Raw genomic sequence first — 26,117 nt, 5'->3', positions numbered from 1 at the left:
GCAAATGCGGGCCTTTTTTTATGCTTTTTCAATATCCTGCAATACCTGATTTTGTGATCTGTTTGGCATTACCCGCTCTTTTTGTTTACCCTTTACTGACCTGCCTGTCCCCTTAAGGGATAGATTTTGTGTTTTGGTTTAGCAAAAGGAAGAATAAATGGAACAACTTGATGTTGTAGACAGCATCAATCACGCGGGTAACTGGCTGGTGCGCAACCAGGCGCTACTGCTGAGCTACGCTGTGAATATTGTTGCCGCTATTGCCATCATCATTGTCGGGATGATCGTGGCGCGTATCGTATCGAACGCGGTCAACCGGGTGATGGTTGCACGTCACATTGACGCCACGGTCGCCGATTTCCTCTCCGCGCTGGTGCGTTACGGCATCATCGCCTTTACGCTGATTGCGGCGCTGGGGCGTGTCGGCGTGCAGACGGCATCCGTCATCGCTGTGCTCGGTGCTGCCGGTCTGGCCATTGGTCTGGCATTACAGGGTTCGTTGTCGAACCTGGCGGCGGGCGTACTGCTGGTAACCTTCCGTCCGTTCCGTTCCGGTGAATACGTGGATTTAGGCGGGATCGCGGGTACCGTGTTGCAGGTACAGATTTTCTCTACCACTCTGCGTACTGTCGACGGTCGTATTGTGGTGGTACCGAACGGGAAAATCATTGCCGGCAATATCATTAACTTCTCCCGCGAGCCGGTGCGTCGTAACGAGCTGATCATCAGCGTGGCGTACGATTCCGATATCGATCAGGTGAAGTCTCTGATTACCAACATCATTGCTTCAGATGACCGTATTCTGAAGGACCGCGAGCAGACCGTTCGTCTGAATGAACTGGGCGCATCATCCATTAATTTTGTGGTGCGCATCTGGAGCAAAAGCAGCGATCTGCAAAACGTATACTGGGATGTGCTGGAGCGCATTAAGCGTGACTTCGATGCCAACGGCATCAGCTTCCCGTACCCGCAGATGGATGTAAACGTCAAAAAAGTCAAAGAAGCAGAGTAACGTCTCCGTAGGCCCGGTAAGCATCAGCGACACCGGGCTTTTCTTTTATTAGCCTCGCTAATCCCCAATTAATATTATCCATTTCCTCTAATGTCGTTCCCGCAGTATAGTCTGCCCAAGGACAACTCTGCGAGAATTACGTTATGTTATCTTACTATTTTCAAGGGCTTGCGTTAGGTGCGGCCATGATCCTTCCCCTTGGTCCACAAAATGCGTTCGTGATGAATCAGGGCATCCGCCGTCAGTACCATCTGATGATTGCCTTGCTGTGCGCGGTGAGCGATCTGCTGCTGATTTGCGCCGGGATCTTTGGCGGCAGCGCCCTGTTGATGCAGTCGCCGTGGCTGCTGGCACTGGTTACCTGGGGCGGCGTAGCGTTTCTGCTGTGGTACGGGTTTGGCGCCCTGAAAACGGCCATGAGCAGCAATCTTGAGCTGGCGAGCGCCGAAGTGATGAAGCAAGGGCGCTGGAAGATTATCGTCACCATGCTCGCCGTGACATGGCTTAACCCGCACGTTTATCTTGATACGTTCGTGGTGCTCGGCAGCCTGGGTGGACAGCTGGACGTTGAGCCCAAACGCTGGTTTGCGCTCGGTACGGTCAGCGCCTCCTTCCTCTGGTTCTTTGGTCTTGCGATCCTGGCGGCATGGCTGGCGCCACGACTGCGTACCGCCAAAGCGCAGCGCATTATAAATACCCTGGTGGGGCTGGTGATGTGGTTTATTGCCTTCCAGCTGGCGAAAGAGGGCATTCATCACGTACAGGGATTGTTCAACTAAGCGTTGTCTTATGGACATCTGAACAAGACCCGCTAAGCTTGCTGGCATGAGCCCTGTTAACAGGGCACTCTTCGCAACATGGAGGAATGACAGTGAAGTTTAAGGTGATGGCCCTGGCGGCATTAGTAAGTTTAGGTGCGGTGTCGGTGCAGGCGAATGAACTGCCAAATGGCCCGCACATTGTCACTTCAGGTACGGCAAGCGTGGATGCGGTACCGGATGTTGCAACCCTGGCAATTGAAGTGAACGTGGCGGCGAAAGATGCTGCTTCCGCCAAGAAACAGGCAGACGATCGTGTTGCGCAATACCTCTCTTTCCTGGAACAGAACGGTGTCGCGAAAAAAGACATCAGCTCTGCGAACCTGCGTACTCAACCGGATTACGATTACCAGAACGGCAAAAGCATCCTGAAAGGCTATCGCGCCGTGCGTACTGTAGAAGTGACCGTGCGCCAGCTTGATAAGCTCAACGGATTGCTGGATGGTGCGCTGAAGGCAGGGCTGAACGAAATTCGTTCCGTCTCGCTGGGCGTTGCGCAACCGGAGAAGTATAAAGACGAAGCGCGTAAAGCGGCGATTGATGATGCCATTCATCAGGCACAGCAGCTGGCATCCGGCTTCAAGAGCAAGCTCGGTCCGGTTTACAGCGTGCGTTACCACGTTTCAAACTACCAGCCAAGCCCGATGGTGCGGATGATGAAAGCGGACGCCGCGCCGGTTTCTGCTCAGGAAACCTACGAGCAGCCAACCATTCAGTTCGACGATCAGGTTGATGTGGTGTTCCAGCTGGAGCCGACTGAAAAGCCAGCTCAGTAACCCGTAGGCCGGGTAAGGCGAAGCCGCCACCCGGCTTGTTTTTCAATCCTGTCTTAACACCTTATGCCCAAACGCCAGCAGCGCGTCGGTGACGTTGCGCATCATGCGGCTTTCCGGCGCAAAACGGTGCCAGTACAGCATCCGGCGCTGATACAGCCCCGGAGTTAAATCAATCAGCTCACCGCTTTTCAACTCTTTCTCAATCTGCAGATGCGGGATCATGCAGCAGGTGGTTCCCTGACGTGCAAGCTGCACAAAGGCTTCGGACGAGTTAACGATATGACACGGCACGCTGCCCGGCGGCAGATCGAAGTTTTGCTGCAGGAAGGCCTGATGCATATCGTCCAGATGGTCGAACGCGACGGCAGGGGCTTTTAGCAGCGCGGCGCGGGTCACACCGTTCGGGAAATAGCGCTCGGCAAAGGCTTTTGAACCGACGAAGAGGTAATCCAGCGCGCCCAACTGATCCACCAGACAGCTTGGCAGCGCCTGAGGCTGAATACTGACGGCACCAACCACTTCGCCGCGACGCAGACGTTCCTGGGTGCGGGTTTCATCTTCAACCTGGAGATTCAGGCGGATAGGGGAGTCGGCCAGCACCGGCGCAAGGGCCGGCAGCAGCCAGGTTGCCAGACTGTCGGCGTTCACCGCCAGCGACAGCAGCAGCGGCGTGGAGCCGGTCTGTTCATCGCCCAGCCACTCATCTTCCAGCAGTTCAACCTGACGTAGCAGGGCGAGGAGCTTTTGTCCTTGCTCCGTTGGACGCGGCGGTACGGTACGCACCAGCAGCGGCTGCCCGAACATGTTTTCAAGCTGTTTGATACGCTGTGATACGGCGGACTGGGTGATGCACAGCTTTTGCGCCGCGCGCTCAAAACCGCGTTCACGAATAACTGCATCAAGTGCCTGTAGTGTTCTGTAGTCCGGACGTTTCATTGCTCTGGCTGACTCCTTAATTTTGCTTAATCTGCACTATGACACAATTTTCCCTTCGTGGCAGACGAAATCCATTCGACGTGTTCTATAATGCGCCCTGAGTTTTCACACCACAGGCAAAACGATCATGACGCAGGATGAACTGAAAAAAGCAGTAGGATGGGCGGCTCTCCAGTACGTACAGCCGGGTACCATTGTCGGTGTTGGTACGGGATCGACGGCGGCGCACTTTATCGATGCGCTGGGCACGATGAAGGGGCAAATCGAGGGCGCGGTTTCGAGCTCCGATGCTTCCACGGAAAAGCTGAAAAGCCTCGGCATCACTGTTTTCGACCTCAACGAAGTGGACCGTCTGGGCATTTACGTTGATGGCGCGGATGAAATCAACGGCCACATGCAGATGATCAAAGGCGGTGGCGCGGCGCTGACCCGCGAAAAAATCATTGCCTCCGTGGCGGATAAGTTCATCTGCATCGCGGACGCCTCCAAGCAGGTCGACATTCTGGGGAGTTTCCCGCTGCCGGTCGAAGTGATCCCGATGGCGCGCAGTGCCGTGGCACGTCAACTGGTGAAGCTGGGTGGTCGTCCGGAATACCGTCAGGGTGTGGTGACCGACAACGGCAACGTGATCCTCGACGTTCACGGCCTTGAGATCCTCGATGCCATTGCGCTGGAAAATGCGATCAACGGCATTCCGGGCGTCGTTACCGTAGGGTTATTTGCCAACCGTGGCGCGGACGTGGCGCTGATCGGCACGGCTGACGGTGTAAAAACCATCGTAAAATGATCTGACGGGGGGAGCGCTCCCCCCGCTAAAAAATTTTGAAAAGCTAAATTCGGTGACTTGTGTCACGTTTTTCCGCCTCTTTTGCCGATCCTGCCGCGTTTGTAAATTTCCATAGCATTTTCCTCTGTCATTTTGCTCTGTATGACTTTTCTTCAGAGTGCCGACGCAAACGTTCATATTGCTGCAATAGTTTTTTTTGATATGTTGGCTGCACGGGATTTATATCCAGCACAACATCAGTTCAGATAAAAACAGGGTCGGGTAAATGGCAAAGGTATCACTGGAGAAAGACAAGATTAAATTCCTGCTGGTCGAGGGCGTGCATCAAAAAGCAATCGATAGCCTTCGCGCTGCAGGTTACACCAACATCGAATTTCACAAAGGCGCGCTGGATACTGAAGAGCTGAAAGCGTCCATCCGTGATGCCCATTTCATTGGCCTGCGATCCCGTACCCAACTGACTGAAGACGTTATTGCTGCGGCGGAAAAGCTGGTGGCGATTGGCTGTTTCTGTATCGGTACCAATCAGGTTGATCTGAATGCCGCCGCAAAACGCGGTATCCCGGTTTTTAACGCCCCGTTCTCCAACACCCGTTCCGTGGCGGAGCTGGTGATTGGCGAGCTGCTGCTACTCCTTCGCGGTATTCCGGAAGCTAACGCCAAAGCGCACCGCGGCGTGTGGAATAAACTGGCCGCGGGCTCCTACGAAGCGCGTGGTAAAAAACTCGGGATTATTGGTTACGGCCACATCGGTACGCAGCTCGGTATTCTGGCGGAATCCCTTGGCATGCACGTGTTTTTCTACGATATCGAAAACAAACTGCCGCTGGGTAACGCGACGCAGGTGCAGCATCTTTCTGACCTGCTGAACATGAGCGACGTGGTCAGCCTGCACGTGCCGGAAAATGCGTCCACAAAAAACATGATGGGAGCGGAAGAGCTGGCGCTGATGAAGCCGGGCTCACTGCTGATCAACGCCGCGCGCGGTACAGTGGTCGATATTCCTGCGCTGTGCGATGCGCTGAAGCGTAAGCATCTGGCGGGTGCGGCGATTGACGTGTTCCCGACGGAACCGGCCACCAACAGCGATCCGTTCACCTCTCCGCTGTGCGAGTTCGACAACGTGATCCTGACGCCGCACATCGGCGGTTCTACTCAGGAAGCGCAGGAGAATATCGGCCTGGAAGTGGCGGGCAAGCTGAGCAAATATTCCGACAACGGTTCAACGCTCTCTGCGGTGAACTTCCCGGAAGTGTCTCTGCCGCTACACGGCGGGCGTCGTCTGCTGCACATTCACGAAAACCGTCCGGGCGTGCTGACTGCTATCAACCAGATCTTTGCCGAACAGGGCGTCAACATTGCCGCGCAGTATCTGCAAACGAACGCGCAGATGGGTTATGTGGTGATTGATATTGAAGCGGATGAAGACATTGCCGAGAAAGCATTGCAGAGCATGAAGGCCATTCCGGGGACGATTCGCGCGCGTCTGCTGTACTGATAGTGCGGTCTGTGGTGTCGGGTGGCGCTTACGCTTACCCGACCTACAATGTTCGTGCGGTCTGTGTGTCGGGTGGCGCTCACGCTTACCCGACCTACAATGTTCGTGCGGTCTGTGTGTCGGGTGGCGCTCACGCTTACCCGACCTACAACGGTCGTGCGGTCTGTGTGTCGGGTGGCGCTTACGCTTACCCGACTTACAATGTTCGTGCGGTCTGTGTATCGGGTGGCGCTTACGCTTACCCGACCTACAAAGTTCGAGGATTTATGTAGGCCGGGTAAGGCGTAGCCGCCACCCGGCTTTGTTCTACCAGGTCCAGGTTTTACTGGGCGTCACCACCGCCGGTAACGGCACATCCCATTTCTCTACGGGTAATGCCTCCACGCCCTGACAATCATGCGCATAGCCCACCGGCTGCAATCCGTACTGCTGCCAGTTTTGTAGCGTTCTGTCGTAAAAACCACCGCCCATTCCCAGGCGCTGTCCCTGCTCGTCAAACGCCACCAGCGGCGTAATCAGCACATCCAGTTCAGATAGCGGCAGCACATCGCGCACGTCGAGTTTGGGTTCGGTGATTTTCAGACGATTCACCACCAGCTCGCTGTGCGGATGGTAGTGCAGAAACAGCAGATTGCCCCGGCTAAAGGGATGCAGCACCGGCAGATAAACTTTTTTCCCGGTGCGCCAGAGCTGGTCGATAAGCGGTTGGGTATCCAGCTCACCATCAAACGAAAGAAACAAGGCGACGGTGTTTGCCATCACCACAGGCGGATAGGCCATCATACGGGCGGCGGCCTGCTGGGCAAACTGTGCCTGTTGTTCGGCGCTTAAGGCACGACGACGCTGGCGAATGAGCTGACGGATATCCTGGCGTGAAGCAGAAACTTCAGGGAATTGAGTCATGGTAGTTGGTAGAAGAAGAGAGAGGGAATCTCCGAGATGCCGCCGCAGGCTGTAACCCTTGAACCCTTGGTTCAAGGTGAATGTGTCGTCATAGTTTTAAGGCTTCTCGGACGGACCGAGCATGCTCACCAACCATGGAGCGCCACATTCTTGTGGTATGAAATATCGGCTCAGGGGACTGGCCCGCTTGCAAACATCTCAGAGAAATTTTGTCTTCACAGTTACTCTACCATAGTCAACTGAGAAGTGTTATTCAAACTTTGGTCCCGGTCTTTCAGGACTGCGACCTTGATCAAGCAATGCCTGTTCAATGGTCTGCTGGAGCATTTTAATGCGCTGCTCCATGCTTGCCGCGTAATCGCGGGTCTTCGCTTTTTCCTGAGTCAGTTCATAGCTGATGTTCAACGCGGCGATGAAAACCAGCTGCTCAGTATTTGTGACTCTAGTGCGTTCTTTTAGATCTTGCAACCGCTGATTCAAATCGTCCGCAGCCTGATTCAAAGCATCCCTTTGTTCAGGCGGACAATTCACTCGCAGTGAACGGCCAAAAATCTGGAGATCGACGGGTTGTGCAGACATGCCACCTTCCTGCTGATTGACTGCGCTGCCTTCGCTTACTGCCCCGGGGGCTGCGAAGGGGCGACACTATAGCTACCCTGATGTGAAGATACAAGCCCTTTTCTGGTATCACCAGGGTCCAAAGTGGTAGCATATCATGAATATCCTCCCTTTGATGACGAATGCGTATGTCTATACAGAACGAAATGCCTGGTTACAAGGATTTAAACCAGTTACTGAACCAGCAGGGAGTCGGTCTAACCCCTGCCGAAATGCACGGTCTGATCAGCGGCATACTGTGCGGCGGAAACAGCGACAGCTCATGGCAGCCGCTGATCCACGACCTCACCAACGAAGGGCTGGCGTTTGGCCACGAACTGGCGGAAGCGCTACGTAAAATGCACGCCGCAACCAGCGATTCCCTGGAAGACGATGGCTTTCTTTTTCAGCTTTATCTGCCTGAAGGCGACGATGTCAGCGTCTTCGATCGCGCTGATGCGCTCGCGGGTTGGGTAAACCACTATCTGCTTGGCCTGGGCGTAACCCAGCCTAAACTGGATAAAGTGACCGGCGAAGCGGGTGAAGCGATCGACGATCTGCGTAACATCGCCCAGCTCGGCTACGATGAAGACGAAGACCAGGAAGAGCTGGAGATGTCTCTCGAAGAGATCATCGAGTACGTGCGCGTGGCGTCTCTGCTGTGCCACGACAACTTTACGCGCTCGCAGCCGACCGCGCCGGAAGTTCGCAAGCCAACATTACACTAAGAAAAATAACGCACAGGAGGGTGTCATGGTTATCTCCAGTCAAGAGTATTCTCGCCGTCGTCAGGCGCTGCTGGCAAAAATGCAGCCGGGAAGCGCTGCCCTGATTTTCGCCGCGCCGGAAGTGACGCGCAGCGCCGACAGCGAATACCCCTATCGCCAGAGCAGTGATTTCTGGTACTTCACCGGGTTTAACGAGCCGGAAGCGGTACTGGTGCTGATTAAAAGCAATGACACCCACAACCACAGCGTGATTTTCAACCGCGTGCGCGATCTGACTGCGGAAATCTGGTTTGGCCGCCGCTTAGGTCAGGAGGCGGCGCCGGGAAAACTGGGCGTGGATCGCGCGCTGGCCTACAGCGAAATCAACCAGCAGCTCTATCAACTGCTCAACGGCCTGGACGTGCTCTATCACGCGCAGGGTGAATACGCATATGCGGATGAGATTGTTTTCACTGCGCTGGATAAGCTGCGTAAAGGCTCACGTCAGAATTTGTCTGCACCCGCGACCCTGACAGACTGGAGACCGGTAGTGCACGAGATGCGCCTGTTTAAGTCTGAAGAAGAGCTGAACGTGATGCGCCGCGCGGGCGAAATCAGCGCCCTGGCGCATACCCGCGCCATGGAAAAGTGCCGTCCCGGTATGTTCGAGTACCAGCTTGAAGGGGAAATTCACCATGAATTTAACCGTCACGGCGCGCGCTTCCCGTCCTATAACACCATCGTAGGCGGCGGGGAAAACGGCTGCATTCTGCACTACACCGAAAACGAAAGTGCACTGCGCGACGGCGATCTGGTGCTGATTGACGCCGGCTGTGAATATCAGGGTTACGCGGGCGACATCACCCGTACCTTCCCGGTGAACGGTAAATTCACCCCAGCGCAGCGTGAAATCTATGACATCGTGCTTGAGTCTCTGGAGACCGCGCTGACGCTGTTCCGCCCTGGCACCTCCATCCAGGAGGTTACGGGCGAGGTGGTGCGCATCATGATTACCGGGCTGGTGAAGGTTGGCATTCTGAAAGGCGATGTGGACACCCTTATAACCGAAAACGCCCATCGCCCGTACTTTATGCACGGCCTGAGCCACTGGCTGGGGCTGGATGTGCATGACGTGGGGGCATACGGTCCGGAACGTTCGCGCGTGCTGGAGCCAGGCATGGTGCTGACCGTTGAGCCGGGGCTGTACATCGCGCCGGATGCCGACGTGCCGGAACAGTACCGCGGGATCGGCATTCGTATTGAAGATGACATCGTCATCACCGAAACCGGTAACGAAAACCTGACCGCGACCGTGGTGAAAAAAGCCGACGACATCGAGGCGCTGATGGCGGCGGCACGCGGATGAGCGTAATCATTGTTGGCGGAGGCATGACCGGCGCTACTCTGGCGTTGGCTATTTCGCAGTTAACCCAAGGCCAGCTTCCGGTGCATCTGGTTGAGGCGGTCGCGCCGCAGGCGGCCGATCATCCCGGTTTCGACGCCCGCGCTATCGCGCTGGCGCAGGGAACCTGTCAGCAGCTTGCGCGTATTGGGATCTGGCAGGCGATAGCGGATTGCGCAACGGCGATCGGCACCGTTCACGTCAGCGATCGCGGGCACGCCGGGTTCGTAACGCTGGATGCCCACGATTACCGGATCGAGGCGCTGGGGCAGGTTGTCGAGCTGCATGACGTAGGGCTGCGGCTGTTCCGTCTTTTACAGGACGCGCCTGGCGTCACGCTGCACTGTCCGGCGCGCGTCGCCAGCTTTAACCGCCGTGACGAAGCCGTCAGCGTGACGCTGGACAACGGCACCACGCTGGAGGGGGAACTGCTGGTGGCGGCGGATGGTTCACGCTCCGCGATCGCCACGCAGTGCGGCGTCGAATTGCGCTCTGAACCCTATGGGCAGGTGGCGGTCATCGCTAACGTCTCTACGGCTGGCGCGCATAACGGCAGGGCATTTGAGCGCTTCACGGAGCACGGCCCGCTGGCCATGCTGCCGATGTCGAACGGGCGCTGCTCGCTGGTGTGGTGCCATGCGCAGGACCGGGCCGATGAGGTTCTCTCCTGGTCCGACGAACGTTTTAGTTCCGAGCTGCAAAAAGCCTTCGGCTGGCGGCTTGGGCGTATCACCCAGGCCGGAAAACGCGTGGCCTATCCGCTCGCGCTGACGACCGCATCGCAGACTGTCTCCCATCGCGTCGCTCTGGTCGGCAACGCCGCGCAGACGCTGCACCCCATCGCCGGGCAAGGCTTTAACCTTGGCCTGCGCGACGTGATGAGCCTGGCTGAGCTACTGGCGCAGACGTGGAGCGAACAACAGGATTGTGGCGCATACTCAGTGCTGAGCCATTACCAGAAACGACGTCAGGCGGACAAAGCGGCGACCATTGGCGTTACCGACGGTTTAGTCCACCTGTTTGCCAATCGCTGGGCACCGCTGGTTGCGGGTCGCAACCTTGGGCTGATGGCGATGGAACTGTTCATTCCGGCACGTGACGTGCTGGCGCAGCGGACCCTGGGTTGGGTCGCGCGTTAAGGAGTAATCACCGTGCAAAATGTTGATGTCGCCATTGTCGGCGGCGGAATGGTAGGACTGGCGCTGGCCTGTGGTTTACAGGGCAGCGGCCTACGCGTGGCGGTGCTTGAGCAAAACGCGCCGCAGCCCGTGGCGCAGGATGCACCGCCGGAGCTGCGCGTCTCGGCGATCAATGCCGCCAGCGAAAAGCTACTGACGCACCTTGGCGTCTGGTCTGAAATCGTGGCGCTGCGTGCCAGCTGTTACCATGGCATGGAAGTGTGGGATAAAGACAGCTTCGGCCATATCGCGTTTGACGATGAAAGCATGGGCTACAGCCACCTTGGGCACATCGTTGAAAACGCGGTGATTCACCACGCGCTGTGGCAAAAAGCGCAGCAGTGCAGCGACGTCACGCTGATCGCACCGGCGAAACTTCAGCAGGTGGCGTGGGGCGAAAACGACGCGTTTATCACTCTTGAAAGCGGCGACATGCTGACCGCGCGGCTGGTAGTGGGTGCCGACGGCGCCAATTCCTGGCTGCGTAACAAAGCGGATATTCCGCTGACCTTCTGGGATTACCGTCATCACGCCCTGGTTGCCACAATCCGCACCGAAGAGCCGCATGGCGGCGTGGCGCGCCAGATTTTCCACAATGATGGCATTCTGGCCTTCCTGCCGCTTGCCGATCCGCATCTCTGCTCCATCGTCTGGTCTTTAGAGCCGGAGAAAGCACAGCAGATGCAGGAGGCGACGCCGGACGCCTTTAATCAGGCGCTATGCGTGGCGTTTGATAACCGTCTGGGCCTGTGCACGCTTGAAAGCGAACGCCAGGCGTTTCCGTTAACCGGTCGCTACGCGCGTCAGTTTGCGGCGCACCGTCTGGCGTTGGTGGGGGATGCGGCGCATACGATTCATCCGCTGGCCGGGCAGGGGGTGAACCTCGGCTTTATGGACGCGGCCGAGCTGGTTGAAGAGCTGCGTCGTCTGCATCGGGAAGGTAAAGATATTGGTCAGCATCTGTATCTGCGTCGCTACGAGCGCAGCCGCAAACACAGTGCGGCGATGATGCTGGCGGGTATGCAGGGCTTCCGCGAGCTATTTGCCGGAGCGAACCCGGCGAAAAAACTGCTGCGCGATATCGGCCTCAAACTGGCCGACACCCTTCCCGGCGTCAAACCGCAGCTTCTTCGTCAGGCAATGGGCCTTAACGATCTTCCCGACTGGTTACGTTAATCTCGATCCCCGTCACACTTTATTTTCCCGGCCTTCGCGCCGGGGAAATCTCCTCGTTTGAAATAATCTAATTTCACGTCATTTTTCGCATTAGAAAATCTAATCTTACAATTTTTATGTTACGGAAATTCGGCCCGTTTTTCCGCACGAAATATCACCTTCTGCTAAATCCTGTTAGCTCGATGTTAATTTTATGCGGGTTTAATCGCATTTTACCAGTGAATAACTCTGTAGGCTTTTCAGCGATTTTTGGTCATAAGCTAATGTGATGACCCGTTTTACCTTATGGTTAACCGCCGGTTTCGGTGGTAAGTTCAGGTAAAAGAGAACGTTTGCGTCGGCCCTCGATCGCGAGGTCGACACCGGGTTTCACGGTGAATTTTTCAACGAGGAAAAGATGGCTCAACAGACTCCTTTATACGAACAGCACGTGTTATGCGGCGCCCGCATGGTGGACTTCCACGGCTGGATGATGCCGCTGCACTACGGCTCGCAGATTGATGAGCACCACGCGGTGCGCACCGATGCCGGTATGTTCGACGTGTCTCATATGACGATTGTCGACCTGCGCGGAAGCCGCACCCGGGAGTTTTTGCGTTATCTGCTGGCAAACGACGTCGCCAAACTAAAAACGCCGGGCAAAGCGCTCTATACCGGCATGCTCAATGCCTCTGGCGGCGTGATTGACGACCTCATCGTCTACTACTTCACCGAAGATTTCTTCCGCCTCGTTGTAAACTCCGCCACCCGCGAAAAAGACCTCTCCTGGATTTCCCAACACGCTGAACCCTACGCCATCGACATCACCGTTCGTGACGATCTGTCGCTGATTGCGGTGCAGGGGCCAAACGCCCAGGCGAAAGCCGCGTCTCTGTTCAGCGACGAGCAGCGCAAAGCAACCGAAGGCATGAAGCCGTTCTTCGGCGTGCAGGCGGGGGATCTGTTTATCGCCACCACCGGCTACACCGGTGAAGCGGGCTACGAAATTGCAATGCCAAACGAAAAGGCCGCCGATTTCTGGCGTGCGCTGGTGGAGGCGGGTGTGAAGCCTGCGGGCCTGGGCGCGCGCGATACGCTGCGTCTGGAAGCGGGGATGAACCTCTACGGTCAGGAGATGGACGAAGGCGTCTCACCGCTGGCGGCCAACATGGGCTGGACCATCGCGTGGGAACCGGCTGACCGTGATTTTATTGGCCGTGAAGCGCTGGAGATGCAGCGCGAGAAGGGCACTGAACAGCTGGTTGGCCTGGTGATGAAAGAAAAAGGCGTTCTGCGCGGCGAGCTGCCGGTGCGCTTCACCGATGCCGATGGCAATCATCGCGAAGGCGTGATCACCAGCGGAACGTTCTCCCCGACGCTCGGCTACAGTATTGCACTGGCACGCGTGCCAGCGGGGATTGGCGAAACGGCGGTGGTGCAGATCCGCAACCGCGAAATGCCGGTCAACGTGACCAAACCGATTTTTGTTCGCGCCGGTAAGCCGGTCGCCTAACTATTTTTATCAGGAGAACTTCAATGAGCAATGTGCCAGCAGAACTGAAATACAGCAAAGAACACGAGTGGCTGCGCAAAGAGGCGGACGGCACTTACACCGTTGGGATCACCGAGCACGCGCAGGAACTGCTGGGCGACATGGTGTTTGTTGACCTGCCGGAAGTGGGCGCAACCGTGAGCGCAGGCGACGACTGTGCGGTGGCGGAATCCGTTAAAGCGGCCTCTGACATCTACTCTCCGGTGAGCGGTGAAATTGTTGCCGTGAACGACGCGCTAAGCGACTCCCCGGAGCTGGTGAACAGCGAGCCTTATGAAAGCGGCTGGATCTTTAAGATCAAAGCCAGCGACGAAGCGCAGGTTGCCGCGCTGCTGGATGCGACCGCGTACGAAGCACTACTGGAAGACGAATAACGTTGTGCCGGATGGCGCTGCGCTTATCCGGCCTACAGATCTACGTAGGCCCGGAAAGCGTTAGCGCCACCGGGCAACAGCGTTACAGATAATTACGATTCACTGCACGTTTCAGGAACCATCGCTCATGACACAGACTTTAAGCCAGCTTGAAAACCGTGGCGCCTTCATTGAACGTCACATTGGGCCGGATGCTCAGCAACAGCAGGAGATGCTGAAGACAGTTGGCGCGGATTCATTAAACGCACTGATCGGCCAGATCGTGCCAAAAGACATCCAGCTTGCCACGCCGCCGCAGGTAGGCGAGTCCACGACGGAGTTCGCCGCGCTGGCGGAGCTGAAGGCCATCGCCGGCCTTAACAAGCGCTATAAGTCTTATATCGGCATGGGCTACACCAACGTGCAATTACCGCCGGTGATCCTGCGTAATATGCTGGAAAATCCGGGCTGGTACACCGCTTACACCCCGTATCAGCCAGAAGTCTCCCAGGGCCGTCTGGAAGCGCTGCTGAACTTCCAGCAGGTGACGCTGGATCTGACCGGTATGGATATCGCCTCTGCCTCGCTGCTGGATGAAGCCACTGCCGCCGCTGAAGCGATGGCGATGGCGAAGCGCGTGAGCAAGCTGAAAAACGCCAACCGCTTCTTCGTCGCGGCGGACGTGCATCCCCAGACGCTGGACGTGGTGCGCACCCGTGCGGAAACCTTCGGCTTTGAGGTGATTGTCGACGACGCTGACAAAGTGCTGGATCACCAGGACGTCTTCGGCGTGCTGTTACAGCAGGTGGGCACCACCGGGGAAGTGCATGATTACAGCGCGCTGATCGCCGAGCTCAAATCCCGTAAGGTTATTGTTAGCGTCGCCGCTGATTTTATGGCGCTGGTGCTGCTGACGGCGCCAGGTAAACAGGGCGCGGATATTGTCTTCGGCTCAGCGCAACGCTTCGGCGTGCCGATGGGCTACGGCGGCCCGCACGCGGCGTTCTTTGGCGCGAAAGATGAATTTAAACGTTCCATGCCAGGCCGTATTATCGGCGTATCGAAAGATGCCGCCGGTAACACCGCGCTGCGCATGGCGATGCAGACCCGCGAGCAGCATATCCGCCGCGAGAAAGCGAACTCCAACATCTGTACCTCGCAGGTGCTGCTGGCTAACATTGCCAGCTTATACGCGGTGTTCCACGGTCCGGCTGGCCTGAAACGCATTGCCAGCCGCATCCACCGTCTGGCCGATATCCTGGCCTGCGGTCTGCAACAGAAAGGTCTCAGACTGCGTCATGAGCACTACTTCGACACCCTGTGCGTCGAGGTGGCAGACAAAGCGGCCGTGCTGGCGCGCGCCGAGGCAGCACAAATCAACCTGCGCAGCGACATTCACAATGCGGTCGGCATTACGCTGGACGAAAGCACCACCCGTGACGATATCCTGACCCTGTTCAACGTATTGCTGGGTGACGCACAGGGTCTGGACGTTGATACGCTCGACAAAGAGGTTGCGCTCGACAGCCGCTCCATTCAGGAAAGCATGCTGCGCGACGACGCGATCCTGACTCACCCGGTGTTCAACCGCTATCACAGCGAAACCGAGATGATGCGTTACATGCACTCTCTGGAACGTAAAGATCTGGCGCTGAACCAGGCGATGATCCCGCTGGGCTCCTGCACCATGAAGCTGAACGCCGCGGCTGAGATGATCCCAATCACCTGGCCTGAATTCTCCGAGCTGCACCCGTTCTGCCCGGCTGAGCAGGCGGAAGGTTATCACATGATGATCAACCAGCTCTCCGACTGGCTGGTGAAGCTGACCGGGTACGACGCGCTCTGCATGCAGCCGAACTCCGGTGCGCAGGGTGAATACGCCGGTCTGCTGGCGATCCGTCACTATCACGAAAGCCGCAACGAAGGCCACCGCGATATCTGTCTGATCCCAAGCTCTGCCCACGGCACCAACCCGGCCTCTGCCCAGATGGCAGGGATGGAAGTGGTGGTCGTGGCGTGCGACAAAAACGGCAACATCGATCTGGCCGACCTGCGCGCGAAAGCCGAGCAGGCAGGCGACAAACTCTCCTGCATCATGGTGACCTACCCGTCCACCCACGGCGTGTACGAAGAAACGATCCGTGAAGTGTGTGAAGTGGTGCATCAGTTCGGCGGCCAGGTTTACCTCGACGGCGCGAACATGAACGCCCAGGTGGGCATTACCTCTCCGGGCTTTATTGGCGCGGACGTGTCGCACCTGAACCTGCATAAAACGTTCTGCATTCCGCACGGCGGCGGCGGCCCGGGCATGGGCCCAATCGGCGTCAAAGCGCACCTGGCACCGTTTGTGCCAGGCCATAGCGTGGTGCAGATTGAAGGCATGCTGACCCGTCAGGGCGCGGTCTCCGCGGCACCGTTCGGCAGCGCCTCTATCCTGCCAATCAGCTGGATGTACATTCGCATGATGGGCGCGGAAGGGCTCAAGCAGGCCAGCCAGGTGGCGATCCTCAACGCCAACTACATCGCAACACGTCTGAAAGACGCCTATCCGGTGCTCTACACCGGCCGCGATGGTCGCGTGGCGCACGAATGCATCCTCGATATTCGTCCTCTGAAAGAAGAGACGGGCATCAGCGAGCTGGATATTGCCAAGCGTCTGATCGACTACGGCTTCCACGCGCCAACCATGTCCTTCCCGGTTGCAGGAACTCTGATGGTTGAGCCGACCGAGTCTGAAAGCAAGGTGGAGCTGGATCGCTTTATCGACGCGATGCTGGCGATCCGCAGCGAAATCGACCGCGTGAAAGGCGGGGAATGGACGCTGGAAGATAACCCCCTGGTTAACGCGCCGCATACCCAGAACGAACTGGTGGCAGAGTGGAACCACGGTTATACCCGCGAGCTGGCTGTCTTCCCGGCAGGTGTAGCAAACAAATACTGGCCAACCGTGAAACGTCTTGATGATGTTTACGGCGACCGTAACCTGTTCTGCTCCTGCGTGCCGATGAGCGAATACCAGTAACGTTGTTCCTGTAGTAACGTAGGCCGGGTAAGGCGAAGCCGCCACCCGGCTTTTTTATTGGGAGAAAAGAATGGCAATTGCATTGGTCACCGGCGCCAGCCGGGGTATTGGTAAAGCCACCGCGCTACAGCTGGCAAGCGAAGGCTACACCGTTGCGGTGAATTTTCATCACAACATCAAAGCCGCGACAGAGGTTATTAATCAGATCGTGGACGCGGGCGGTAAGGCCTTTGCCGTGCGCGCGGATATCAGCGATGAATCGCAGGTGATGGCGATGTTCGACAGCATCGATCGCGAAGGTGAGCCGCTCGCCGCGCTGGTGAACAACGCCGGGATTTTGTTTGAACAATCCTCCATCGAAAACCTCTCCGCTGAACGTATTAACCGCGTGCTGTCCACCAACGTCACTGGCTATTTTCTCTGCTGCCGTGAGGCGGTGAAACGCATGTCGCATAAACACGGCGGCAAGGGCGGCGCGATTGTGAATGTCTCCTCGGCGGCCTCACGACTGGGCGCTCCGGGGGAGTATGTGGATTATGCTGCCTCCAAAGGGGCCGTGGATTCCCTGACAACCGGCCTCGCGCTGGAGGTGGCGGCGCAGGGCATTCGCGTTAACTGCGTGCGGCCAGGCCTGATTTATACCGATATTCACGCCTCCGGCGGCGAGCCGGGGCGTGTGGATCGGGTGAAGTCGATGTTACCGATGCAGCGTGGCGGTCAGCCGGAGGAGGTCGCCCAGGCCATTACCTGGCTGCTGAGCGACAAAGCCTCCTATGTCACCGGTAGCTTCCTGGAGCTGGCTGGCGGGAAGTAACGCTACGACGCCAGCCACAGCCGCAGGCGCATTCCCCAGCCGCTGGTCCAGCCGGTGGTGATCGACTTCACTTCACCGTGAGAGATCACCACAAGCGTTGGCGTCACCTGAACGTCCCACTGACGCGCCAGTTCTCCGCTGGCGTCGTTGACCGTGGGCATCATCGCCTTCTTCTTTCTCATCCATGTTTCGAGCGTCGCGTTATCGCCCGAGCGCAGCGCAACCGACATCACGTTACCCCCGTCCGCGGCAATCGCCGCCACCGACGGCGTGGTGTAGCGGCAGACGCCGCACCATGTCGCCCAGACGTAGACCAGCAGCGGTCGCTCCTTACTCATGGCGATAAGATCGACGGGCTGACCGTCGAGGGTGTGCAGTGCCGTCGCGGAGAAATTCTGCGGCAGCGCGGGCTGGCGGAAATAGTCCACCGCCAGGCTCACGGCTACGCCAATCAGCAGCCACACGGCCAGCTCGCGCAGCAGGCGCGGAAGCTTACTTGCCACGGGCGTTCGCCAGCTGTTCTTTGACCAGCCCCTCCAGATCGTCATACGGGATTGCGCCCGCCACCATCTGGTCACCGATGATGGTCGCCGGGGTGCCCTGAATATTCAGCACCTGCGCCAGGATCAGGTTCATCTTTACGCTGTCCATAGTTTTATCATCGGTTTTAATGCTGTCCGTCCCGGTCTTCACCTGCGCGGCGGCGATGCTGGCGTCATCGTGATAGCCCTTTTTCATCATCAGCCGCTGGTGTAGTGCCCAGAATTGATCCGGCGCCTGCTGCCACGTTGAGAGCGCCGCTTTCGCGGCATTTACCGAGCTTTGTCCCTTGAACGGCAGCAGTTTGATGATGAGCTGCACGTCGGGATTATCGTGCACGATTTTCTCCAGCATTGGGTCGAACTGCTTGCAATACGGGCAGTTGTAGTCTGTGAAGGAGACGATGGTGAGCTTCGGCGATGTCGCTCCGGTTCGCGGGCTGTTGGGGTCGTTAAACAGCAGTTTTGCCAGCTGGTCGTTGGAAGCGTCATCTGACGGTGCGGCGAAACCGAACGTTGATAACGACAGCAGAAGTAAGGCAACAAAGGCTCTCATGTTATTTTCCTTTTGCATCGGACAGGGTGCTCAGCACCGCTTCGCGGCTTAACAACGCAGGCAGCACGTGGCCCTGAGGTAATCCCGGTCCGTAGATCTGGTTAAACGGCACGGCGGCGCTGCCGCGCGTGGTTAAAAACTGGCTGATGGTATCTGAGGGGCGGCTCCAGTCGCCGCGCAGGGCGACAACGTCCGGGGCGGAGAGCGCGACCTGCACGTCGTCGCGCAGCAGTACGTTGTATTTATTGGCTTTACAGGTCACGCACCAGTCGGCGGTCACGTCGACGAACACCCGTTTGTTCTCCGCCAGCGCGCGGACAATGGCCTGCTCGCTGAGCGGCTGCCAGTGAATACGATCGCGGCGGGAGCCCTCGCCGCCGGAGCCGGAAACAAACGCGACTCCCCCGGCCACCAGTACAGCTAATACCCCGGCGCGCAGTGCCGTTTGCCAGCGGTAGCGCCAGGCGGTGACCAGCAGCAGCGCAAGGATCAGTAGCACGCCCAGCGTAATGACCGGCAGGCTGCCAATGTGCACCGTCAGCAGGCTCAGCAGCCACAGCGATGAGCCGAGCATCATCATCCCCAGCACTACGCGTACAACGTTCATCCAGCGCCCCGGACGCGGCAACCGCTGGGCCAGCCCCGGCCAGGCCGCCACCAGCAGCCACGGCAGGCTCATGCCGATACCCATCGCCAGGAAGATCCCCCACAGCAGGGGAAGCGGTGCCGCCAGCGCGACCGAGACCGCCGTCCCCAGGAACGGCGCGGTGCAGGGTGTCGCCAGCAGCGTGGCAAACGCGCCTTGCCAGAAATGACCCGCAAGCCCGTTGCCGCCGCGCGTGGCGAGGAAGGTGCTGGCGCCGGAAGGGAGACGGATTTCAAACAACCCCAGCAGGCTGGCGCTGAAGAGCACCATTACCAGCGCCATCGCGGCAATAAACCACGGGTTCTGGAACTGGATCCCCCAGCCGAGCGCCTGATTGCCTAAACGTAATACCGTCATCATCAGCGCCAGTGCGAGGAACGAGATCACGATCCCGGCTACCGATGCAAGAAACTGTCGGCGTACCTGACCGCGCGCCTGCCGTTCGGTTTGCATCAGCGTGCCCAGCTTCATGGCCAGCACCGGCAGCACGCAGGGCATAACGTTGAGGATCAGGCCACCAGCCAGCGCCATCAGCAGCACCCAGCCTAACGGGAGCGTCGGCGCGGCGTTCCCCGGCTGAATGCTCAGGCTGGACTCCTGCGCCTGCCCGCTATCGGCCAGAACCAGCGACAGGGTTTTGCCGCTGAGGTTGGGCGCGGCCTCGCCCCAACTGTCCGTCACGGGCACGGTGGCGACCAGCGAATCACCGCGCACGGTGAGGGCCGGTTTGCCGAAATCAACATCATCCATACCGTCGATAAACAGCGACGGCGCCTGCCAGCCTGCGTCACGCTGCGCCGTTACGGTCAGCTTGCCGGGGGCATAGGTGGCGTTAAGCGTTGAGGTCAACCCGCCGCTGAGCGGAAGGGTGCCCATGGCCCGACTGAAATCGTAATCAAAACTGGCGCCTGCGGATGCGGTCATGTTCAGCGAAAACGAGTAATCGGTAAGAATACAGACGTTGCTACAGGTGGAGAGCGTCAGCACGCCGCTCAGGATCGTCGGGACGTCGCCCCGCAGAGTGAGGGGAAAGCTGACATCGCCGTAGTAGCCCTGCGTGGTGATTCCCGCGACGTCGAAACGCTGCGGCACAGGCCAGCGCCAGATCGCCTCGACGGGCTGATGCCATTTAATCGCGGGTGCGACGCCGCCTTCACCCGGCGAGCGCCAGTAGGTTTTCCAGCCTTTTTGCAGGGTGACGTCCAGCAGCAGGCGGGTTTCGCCAGTGCTTTCAGGTTGCGCACGCAGCCTGACGCTGGCGTGCTGATTATCGGCGGCGCGCAGCCAGCCGCTGTCGGCAGCCTGGCTGAGGGGCAGCCATAGCCAAAGCAGGCAGACCAGCAGTCGCCTGAATACAGTAAACATAAATTTTCTCCGTAAATGATGAATTAACCTGAAGTAACAGGCGAAGGCTCATTCACGGAAGACGCATAATCGCAGATGCACCCTTAACCGGGGCGGGGAGATAACGCGGGGAGGCCACTGCCGTTCGCGGCGCGGTGGACTGGCTGCCAGCAACGCCAGCAGCAGGGTGACGGCAATCAGGGCGCCTTCAAACAAAACAGGCGGGACCGACATCAGCGACTTGGCGCTTAGCTCACACGGGGTTACCGGTGCGTCGGCACGCTCCTGCCCCTGCTGGACAAACTGGCTCGTGGCGGTGACGTTCATGACAAGCGCGTGCATCCCGGCCATCCGCTGGGCGGTACATATCAGTACCACCAGGCAGGCCAGGGCTACAAGCAGGATAGCGTTGCGTTGTCGCTTAATCATGTTCGCCTCAAATATTCAGGATGCCTATATTATCGGGCGAACATATTTTGGCAACGCAAAAGCTGTAAAGAAGTGTCTGGAAGATAAGCAGTTTGCCCTCTCCGCTTGCAGAGAGGGCAAGCCATTACAGCGTTTCGCCGTTGCTGGCAATGACGGTTTTATACCACTCAAAGCTCTTCTTACGGGAGCGGGACATGTCACCGGTGCCGTCGTCGTGCTTGTTGACGTAGATAAAGCCGTAGCGCTTGCTGTACTGGCCGGTGGTGAAGGAGACGCAGTCGATGCAGCCCCACGGAGTGTAGCCCATCAGATCCACGCCGTCCCAGGTCACCGCCTTCATCATCTCTTCCACATGGGCGCGCAGGTAGTCGATGCGGTAGTCATCGTTGATGCTGCCGTCCTCTTCCACCTTGTCGTAGGCGCCGAAACCATTTTCCACGATAAACAGTGGCTTCTGGTAGCGCTCGTACAGTTCACACAGCGAATAACGCAGGCCCACAGGGTCAATCTGCCAGCCCCAGTCGGACGCCTTGACGTGTGGGTTCGGCACGCTGCCCTCGAAGCCGGAAATGGCGTCACCGGTGCCGCCTTCCGCTTTGACCGCGTTGGTCATGTAGTAGCTGAAACCTAAGTAATCGCAGGTGCCTTCACGCAGGATCTGCTGGTCGCCTGCTTCCATTTTGATGGAGAAGCCACGGCGTTCCCACTCGTTCAGCACGTAAGACGGGTAGTAGCCGCGCAGCTGTACGTCGGTAAAGACGTAGCGCTCGCGCATGGATTCCTGAGCAAACATGACATCTTCTGGCTTGCAGGAGTACGGATAGAGCGCCACCATCGCCAGCATGCAGCCGACTTTCATCTCCGGGTTAATGCGGCGGGCGGCTTTCACCGCCAACGCGCTGGCCACGAACTGGTGGTGCAGCACCTGGTACATGGTCTCTTCCGGGTTGTCGTGCTCGGTATAGACCACGCCAGAGCAGCAGTAGCCGAACAGCGGCTCACGCCAGTTGCGCTGGTTGTTGATTTCGTTGAAGGTCATCCAGTATTTGACCTTATTTTTGTAGCGCTCAAATACCACTTCCGAGAAGCGTACAAAGAAATCGACTACTTTACGGTTGGTCCATCCGCCGTATTCCTGAACGAGGTGCAGCGGCATTTCAAAGTGGGAGAGGGTGATCACCGGCTCGATGTTGTACTTCAGCAGTTCATCGAACATGTCGTCGTAAAACTTCAGCCCCTCTTCGTTTGGCTGAGTTTCGTCGCCTTTCGGGAAGATGCGCGTCCAGGCGATTGAGGTACGGAAACATTTGAAACCCATCTCGGCAAACAGCTTGATGTCTTCTTTGTAATGGCCGTAAAAGTCGACGGCTTCGTGGTTCGGGTAATATTTGCCTTCAATCACTTCCTGCGTGATTTCACGCGGAACGCCGTGTGCGCCGCCTGTGAGCACGTCGCAAATGCTTGGCCCTTTGCCGCCTTTGTTCCAGCCGCCTTCAACCTGGTGCGCCGCCACCGCGCCGCCCCATAAAAAATCTTTCGGTAAAGTGAGTTTTTTCATCTTTGCTATTCTCAATTCAGGACTTATTGATTTCGAGTCTAGCAAAGCGGAAATAAATGTCACGATATAACATTTTGCGGAAATTGTAATTTGTCACATCAAAAAAACAGGATGTTTTATTCTGTTAATTTCTTCGCCAGTTTCCGACCTAATGATTCCAGAATATAGATGACGGGAATTTGGGTGGTTATATCGTAAACGCCGCCTATGCGCGTTTGGGGGACATGCCAGGAGAGATTAAAGTCCGCCAGCTTCGCGAGACGAGAATGTTCGTGGCTGGTGACAGAGAGCACCTTGCAGCGATGCAGGCTGAACTGGCTGGCGAAGCGCAGGATTTCCTCGGTTTCTCCGGAGACGGAAAGTACAATGGCCAGCGCATTTTTAGCCATATCGTTAGTGACCGGGAAATAAGGATCGTCGATATGGTTGCTGAATTTCCCGATATTTGAAAAGAAACGTGCGCCATATTTTGCCAGCGATCCGGACGTGCCTGCGCCAACAAAAATAATTCGTTCAGATGATAAAATAATATCGACGGCTTTATCTAATAACGCATCGAACTCTTCGTTATTTACGCTTTTAAAGAAGCTGATAATTTCACTGGCACCAAAATTCGCCTGCTGGGGCTCGTTCTGCTCCAGATAGAGTTTAAAGCGCACCCGAAATTCCGAGTAGCCTTCGCAGTTGAGCTTTCGGCAGAAGCGCAGGATAGTAGTGGTAGAGACTCCCGCCGCATCCGCCAGCTCGCGGATGGTCATGTACATCACTTTGTCACGGTTCTTAATGACATAGTTGTAAACCATCATTTCCAGATTGTTGAGGCTGGCAATGGCGGAATGGCTGAACATACTCACAATGGCTAAACTCGCTGTCGGACACTATCCCTGAAGCATACCATGATGACGAAGGGTGAGAGACGGATTTATCTCCTTGATTACTCAGGTGTTAATGAAATCATTTACACCTGTGCGGTGGATTTATTTTGCATTATACTGATTTTTAAGGATAAATCTTGATTATGGATTTATTTTAGCTAACAGGTGTTCACTGGAATCATTCTCAGTTAGCATAGACTGGCGATGAATAATCATCTTTTGTTTTCCCGGAGTTAAGTATGGTGAGCAGACCATTAATCGCACAGGGATATTCGCTGGCTGAGGAAGTAGCCAACAGTATAAGCCATGGCATTGGCCTGGTGTTTGGGATTGCCGGCTTAGTATTGCTGTTGGTGCAGGCGGTAGATACCAACGCCAGCGCGATGGCCATTACCAGCTACAGCCTGTATGGCGGGAGTATGATCCTGCTTTTCCTTGCCTCAACGCTGTATCACGCTATTCCGCATCAACGGGCGAAGATATGGCTCAAGAAATTTGACCACTGCGCAATCTATCTTCTCATTGCAGGCACTTACACGCCATTTTTGCTGGTGGGGCTCAACTCACCGCTGTCGCGTGGCCTGATGATTGTAATCTGGAGCCTGGCGCTGCTGGGGATCCTGTTCAAGCTGACCATCGCGCACCGGTTCAAAGTGTTGTCGCTGGTCACCTATCTGACAATGGGCTGGCTGTCGCTGATTGTGGTGTATCAGTTAGCCATTAAGCTGGCGGTGGGGGGCGTGACGCTTCTGGCGGTGGGCGGAGTGATCTACTCGCTGGGCGTGATTTTCTACGTCTGCAAGCGTATCCCGTACAACCATGCCATCTGGCACGGCTTTGTGCTGGGCGGCAGCGTGTGCCACTTTCTGGCAATTTATCTGTATGTTGGTCAGGTGTAGTTTTTTTGTAAGGTGCGGTCTGATGCCCTCACCCCGACCCTCTCCCACAGGGCTGAGGGTTCCCCACAAATTAATGCGAGCACTGAGCAATCCCCTCGCCCCTCCGGGGAGAGGGTTAGGGTGAGGGGAACATACGGCGGTGGTGGTCATTCCGTTCACTTTATGTTCCTTGCTACTCTGTAACGACATGACCGGTGAACGTGCCAGGGTGGCTCAGTCGCCACCACCCTGGCGACCCGGGCTCCCGGCGGTAAATCGCCGCTTCGCGGTGCCCTCGGCTTATTCCTTCCGGCTTATCGGGTACGGGCGGAGGCAACGTCCCTGTAAAGCCGCCCTCTCGGCGCATCCCTGCGCCTCGCCCCGGCCTGCAGGAAACGCCTCAGCGATTTACAGCCGGACCAGGGCATCGCTGACAGCCCTCAGTCATTTAGAAAGCAACTTTATTGCTTCTGCATAAAAAAATTACTGGGGAACCCTCAGCCCACAGGGAGAGGGTGAATATCAACACCGGGCGATACAGCATCAATCTTCCAGTGAATACGGCAGCGGCTCAATGCTGAGCGTGTTTGCATCGTCCCGCACGCGGAACACGCTGTCGGGCTCCATGTCATTATTCATGACAACCTGCACCAGCAGGCGGCCATCATCGAGCTGGACGGCGGCTAACACGGTGCCGGTACGGCGCCAGTTTTCGCCCATCTTCATCTCGAGATCTTCACCCGCTTCCGGCACACGGCTGGCGTGACCAGCCAGCGTCCACAGGGCACGTTTGTTCGCGCCGCGGAATTTCGCACGCGCCACCATTTCCTGTCCGGTGTAGCAGCCCTTCTTAAAGCTGATACCACCCAGCGCCTGAATGTTTGTCGCCTGCGGGATAAACTGCGCGCTGTTTGCCGCGTCAATAACCGGCAGGCCCGCTTCGATGTTCAGCGCCAGCCACTGCTGGCTGTTGTTGAGCTGTGCTTCACCGCGCAGGGCGTCAGTGACGCGTTCCGCCGTTGCTTCGTCGGTTACCAGCAAGAAGCGCTCCGCAGGGTGTTCGAACCACAGAATGGAGGTTTCTCCCTCGCTGATCAGCTGTTTTCCGGCATCCGGTAGCTCGGCAAACAGGTTTTTCAGCGCTGCACGCGCCTGGAAACCCGCTACCCCCAGCAGAATGTGTTCATCGTCCGGGGCGATGATGACTTTAGAAAAGACCGCGTATTTTTTCAGCTCTTTAAGCTGGGCGTCACGCAGGCTGCGACGCTCAATGAAGGCGAATCCGTCCTGACGGCGGAACAGACGCAGGTTGCTCCACATTTTTCCTTTTGGATCGCAATGCGCGGCCAGCAGATGCTGGTGCTCAGTCAACTGCGCCACGTCCGCCGTGACCTGGCCTTGCAGGTATTTTTCGCTGTCCGCACCGGTCAGTGTCGCCAGTGCCCAGTCATCAAGAGTAATCAGCGTCAGCGGCAGACGCGCAGAGGCGGCGGGCTGGCGAGGAGAAAATGGTGTAAATGCCATAGTGATGTCCTGAATTGCTTAACGCTTTGATAATACCTAATGGTAAAAGAGACTGTATTCAATGCAAGCGCTTTCAGCAGGCCATTCGTGCCATTACGCGGTTATGCGTGGCGCTACGCAAAATAGTGTAATCCGCTGTCTTTATAAGGATTATTCAGGAAGCCTGCTCGAGGTTCGCAATATTCCAGTAAAGAAACGGTCAAAAACACGTTACACTAGCAGGTGTTCCCGAAGAGCAATAATGAATACCGAACGGGA

25 protein-coding genes and 1 other RNA gene are annotated in these 26,117 nt (G+C 57.1%); 15 read left to right on the top strand and 11 right to left on the bottom strand.

Annotated features, from left to right (window positions below; all coding sequences use genetic code 11):
• Positions 1-157 precede the first annotated feature (157 nt).
• The 3 genes from ACQG1K_RS18250 (at position 158) to ACQG1K_RS18240 (ending at position 2,606) form a co-directional block, all read left to right on the top strand.
• Positions 158-1,012: a small-conductance mechanosensitive channel MscS gene (locus ACQG1K_RS18250; RefSeq protein ID WP_022649325.1), complete on the top strand. Its 855-nt coding sequence runs from the start codon at positions 158-160 to the stop codon at positions 1,010-1,012.
• A gap of 143 nt (positions 1,013-1,155) precedes the next feature.
• Positions 1,156-1,791 (top strand): arginine exporter ArgO, encoded by a 636-nt coding sequence (argO, locus tag ACQG1K_RS18245; protein WP_003860085.1) that lies wholly within the window; start codon positions 1,156-1,158, stop codon positions 1,789-1,791.
• A 92-nt stretch (positions 1,792-1,883) separates the two neighbouring features.
• Complete coding sequence (locus tag ACQG1K_RS18240; RefSeq protein ID WP_022649323.1) at positions 1,884-2,606, top strand: oxidative stress defense protein; 723 nt, start codon at positions 1,884-1,886, stop codon at positions 2,604-2,606.
• A 42-nt stretch (positions 2,607-2,648) separates the two neighbouring features.
• Here the strand turns inward: ACQG1K_RS18240 and argP are convergent, their stop codons facing one another.
• Entirely contained in the window at positions 2,649-3,542 is an 894-nt protein-coding gene (gene argP / locus ACQG1K_RS18235) for a DNA-binding transcriptional regulator ArgP (protein ID WP_003860089.1), read from the bottom strand.
• A 127-nt stretch (positions 3,543-3,669) separates the two neighbouring features.
• On the opposite strand from argP, the gene rpiA reads away from it, so the two are divergent.
• The 3 genes from rpiA to ACQG1K_RS18220 all read left to right on the top strand — a co-directional run bounded on the left by rpiA (position 3,670) and on the right by ACQG1K_RS18220 (position 6,099).
• A complete protein-coding gene (rpiA, locus tag ACQG1K_RS18230) occupies positions 3,670-4,329 on the top strand; it encodes a ribose-5-phosphate isomerase RpiA (protein ID WP_022649322.1) in 660 nt (219 codons plus the stop codon).
• Positions 4,330-4,594: 265 nt separating this feature from the next.
• Positions 4,595-5,827: a phosphoglycerate dehydrogenase gene (serA, locus tag ACQG1K_RS18225; RefSeq protein ID WP_108367778.1), complete on the top strand. Its 1,233-nt coding sequence runs from the start codon at positions 4,595-4,597 to the stop codon at positions 5,825-5,827.
• 2 nt (positions 5,828-5,829) lie between these two features.
• Positions 5,830-6,099 (top strand): hypothetical protein, encoded by a 270-nt coding sequence (locus ACQG1K_RS18220; protein ID WP_426759438.1) that lies wholly within the window; start codon positions 5,830-5,832, stop codon positions 6,097-6,099.
• A gap of 34 nt (positions 6,100-6,133) precedes the next feature.
• On the opposite strand, the gene ACQG1K_RS18215 is transcribed toward ACQG1K_RS18220, so the two are convergent.
• The 3 genes from ACQG1K_RS18215 to zapA form a co-directional block, all read right to left on the bottom strand.
• Positions 6,134-6,730 (bottom strand): 5-formyltetrahydrofolate cyclo-ligase, encoded by a 597-nt coding sequence (locus tag ACQG1K_RS18215; protein ID WP_367076610.1) that lies wholly within the window; start codon positions 6,728-6,730, stop codon positions 6,134-6,136.
• A 24-nt stretch (positions 6,731-6,754) separates the two neighbouring features.
• Positions 6,755-6,938, bottom strand: a non-coding RNA gene (gene ssrS, locus ACQG1K_RS18210) — 6S RNA.
• Between the two features lie 41 nt (positions 6,939-6,979).
• Positions 6,980-7,309: a cell division protein ZapA gene (zapA, locus tag ACQG1K_RS18205; protein WP_003860096.1), complete on the bottom strand. Its 330-nt coding sequence runs from the start codon at positions 7,307-7,309 to the stop codon at positions 6,980-6,982.
• A gap of 167 nt (positions 7,310-7,476) precedes the next feature.
• Here zapA and ACQG1K_RS18200 point away from each other — a divergent pair, with 167 nt between their 5' ends.
• The 8 genes from ACQG1K_RS18200 to ACQG1K_RS18165 all read left to right on the top strand — a co-directional run bounded on the left by ACQG1K_RS18200 (position 7,477) and on the right by ACQG1K_RS18165 (position 17,510).
• On the top strand, positions 7,477-8,055 hold the full coding sequence (locus ACQG1K_RS18200) for a YecA family protein (RefSeq protein ID WP_003860099.1): 579 nt from the start codon (positions 7,477-7,479) through the stop codon (positions 8,053-8,055).
• Positions 8,056-8,086: 31 nt separating this feature from the next.
• On the top strand, positions 8,087-9,400 hold the full coding sequence (gene pepP / locus ACQG1K_RS18195) for a Xaa-Pro aminopeptidase (protein ID WP_087878253.1): 1,314 nt from the start codon (positions 8,087-8,089) through the stop codon (positions 9,398-9,400).
• On the top strand, positions 9,397-10,575 hold the full coding sequence (gene ubiH, locus ACQG1K_RS18190; RefSeq protein ID WP_063841971.1) for a 2-octaprenyl-6-methoxyphenyl hydroxylase: 1,179 nt from the start codon (positions 9,397-9,399) through the stop codon (positions 10,573-10,575). Before pepP ends, ubiH begins: the two co-directional genes overlap by 4 nt.
• Positions 10,576-10,587: 12 nt before the next feature.
• On the top strand, positions 10,588-11,790 hold the full coding sequence (gene ubiI, locus ACQG1K_RS18185; protein WP_022649317.1) for an FAD-dependent 2-octaprenylphenol hydroxylase: 1,203 nt from the start codon (positions 10,588-10,590) through the stop codon (positions 11,788-11,790).
• 397 nt (positions 11,791-12,187) lie between these two features.
• Positions 12,188-13,282: a glycine cleavage system aminomethyltransferase GcvT gene (gene gcvT / locus ACQG1K_RS18180; RefSeq protein ID WP_003860107.1), complete on the top strand. Its 1,095-nt coding sequence runs from the start codon at positions 12,188-12,190 to the stop codon at positions 13,280-13,282.
• Between the two features lie 23 nt (positions 13,283-13,305).
• The gene (gcvH, locus tag ACQG1K_RS18175; protein WP_367076607.1) at positions 13,306-13,695 is read left to right on the top strand and encodes a glycine cleavage system protein GcvH; all 390 of its coding nucleotides are present in this window, start codon (positions 13,306-13,308) and stop codon (positions 13,693-13,695) included.
• Positions 13,696-13,822: 127 nt separating this feature from the next.
• Positions 13,823-16,696 carry an aminomethyl-transferring glycine dehydrogenase gene (gene gcvP, locus ACQG1K_RS18170; protein ID WP_045308801.1) on the top strand — a complete coding sequence of 958 codons (2,874 nt, stop codon included), beginning with the start codon at positions 13,823-13,825 and terminating at the stop codon, positions 16,694-16,696.
• 70 nt (positions 16,697-16,766) lie between these two features.
• The gene (locus ACQG1K_RS18165) at positions 16,767-17,510 is read left to right on the top strand and encodes an SDR family oxidoreductase (RefSeq protein WP_023306889.1); all 744 of its coding nucleotides are present in this window, start codon (positions 16,767-16,769) and stop codon (positions 17,508-17,510) included.
• A 2-nt stretch (positions 17,511-17,512) separates the two neighbouring features.
• On the opposite strand, the gene ACQG1K_RS18160 is transcribed toward ACQG1K_RS18165, so the two are convergent.
• The 6 genes from ACQG1K_RS18160 to ACQG1K_RS18135 all read right to left on the bottom strand — a co-directional run bounded on the left by ACQG1K_RS18160 (position 17,513) and on the right by ACQG1K_RS18135 (position 23,430).
• The gene (locus ACQG1K_RS18160; RefSeq protein ID WP_032626112.1) at positions 17,513-18,013 is read right to left on the bottom strand and encodes a protein disulfide oxidoreductase; all 501 of its coding nucleotides are present in this window, start codon (positions 18,011-18,013) and stop codon (positions 17,513-17,515) included.
• Entirely contained in the window at positions 18,003-18,605 is a 603-nt protein-coding gene (locus tag ACQG1K_RS18155; protein ID WP_022649312.1) for a DsbA family protein, read from the bottom strand. The genes ACQG1K_RS18160 and ACQG1K_RS18155 overlap by 11 nt, the downstream gene beginning before the upstream one ends.
• A 1-nt stretch (position 18,606) precedes the next feature.
• Positions 18,607-20,616 carry a protein-disulfide reductase DsbD family protein gene (locus ACQG1K_RS18150; protein WP_367076605.1) on the bottom strand — a complete coding sequence of 670 codons (2,010 nt, stop codon included), beginning with the start codon at positions 20,614-20,616 and terminating at the stop codon, positions 18,607-18,609.
• 48 nt (positions 20,617-20,664) lie between these two features.
• Entirely contained in the window at positions 20,665-21,024 is a 360-nt protein-coding gene (locus tag ACQG1K_RS18145; RefSeq protein ID WP_426720771.1) for a copper resistance protein, read from the bottom strand.
• 124 nt (positions 21,025-21,148) lie between these two features.
• The gene (gene bglA / locus ACQG1K_RS18140; RefSeq protein WP_063201521.1) at positions 21,149-22,582 is read right to left on the bottom strand and encodes a 6-phospho-beta-glucosidase BglA; all 1,434 of its coding nucleotides are present in this window, start codon (positions 22,580-22,582) and stop codon (positions 21,149-21,151) included.
• Between the two features lie 116 nt (positions 22,583-22,698).
• Complete coding sequence (locus ACQG1K_RS18135; protein ID WP_022649308.1) at positions 22,699-23,430, bottom strand: MurR/RpiR family transcriptional regulator; 732 nt, start codon at positions 23,428-23,430, stop codon at positions 22,699-22,701.
• Between the two features lie 266 nt (positions 23,431-23,696).
• On the opposite strand from ACQG1K_RS18135, the gene trhA reads away from it, so the two are divergent.
• A complete protein-coding gene (gene trhA / locus ACQG1K_RS18130; RefSeq protein ID WP_063201518.1) occupies positions 23,697-24,356 on the top strand; it encodes a PAQR family membrane homeostasis protein TrhA in 660 nt (219 codons plus the stop codon).
• A 522-nt stretch (positions 24,357-24,878) separates the two neighbouring features.
• Here the strand turns inward: trhA and ygfZ are convergent.
• A complete protein-coding gene (ygfZ, locus tag ACQG1K_RS18125) occupies positions 24,879-25,859 on the bottom strand; it encodes a tRNA-modifying protein YgfZ (RefSeq protein WP_063202190.1) in 981 nt (326 codons plus the stop codon).
• Positions 25,860-26,117 lie beyond the last annotated feature (258 nt).

The sequence above is a fragment of the Enterobacter cloacae complex sp. 402C9 genome (assembly GCF_050030745.1).
GTDB classification, from domain to species: Bacteria; Pseudomonadota; Gammaproteobacteria; order Enterobacterales; family Enterobacteriaceae; genus Enterobacter; species Enterobacter intestinihominis.
The sequence above is the reverse complement of the archived record's forward strand: the minus strand, read 5'-3'. Positions and strand labels throughout refer to the sequence as shown.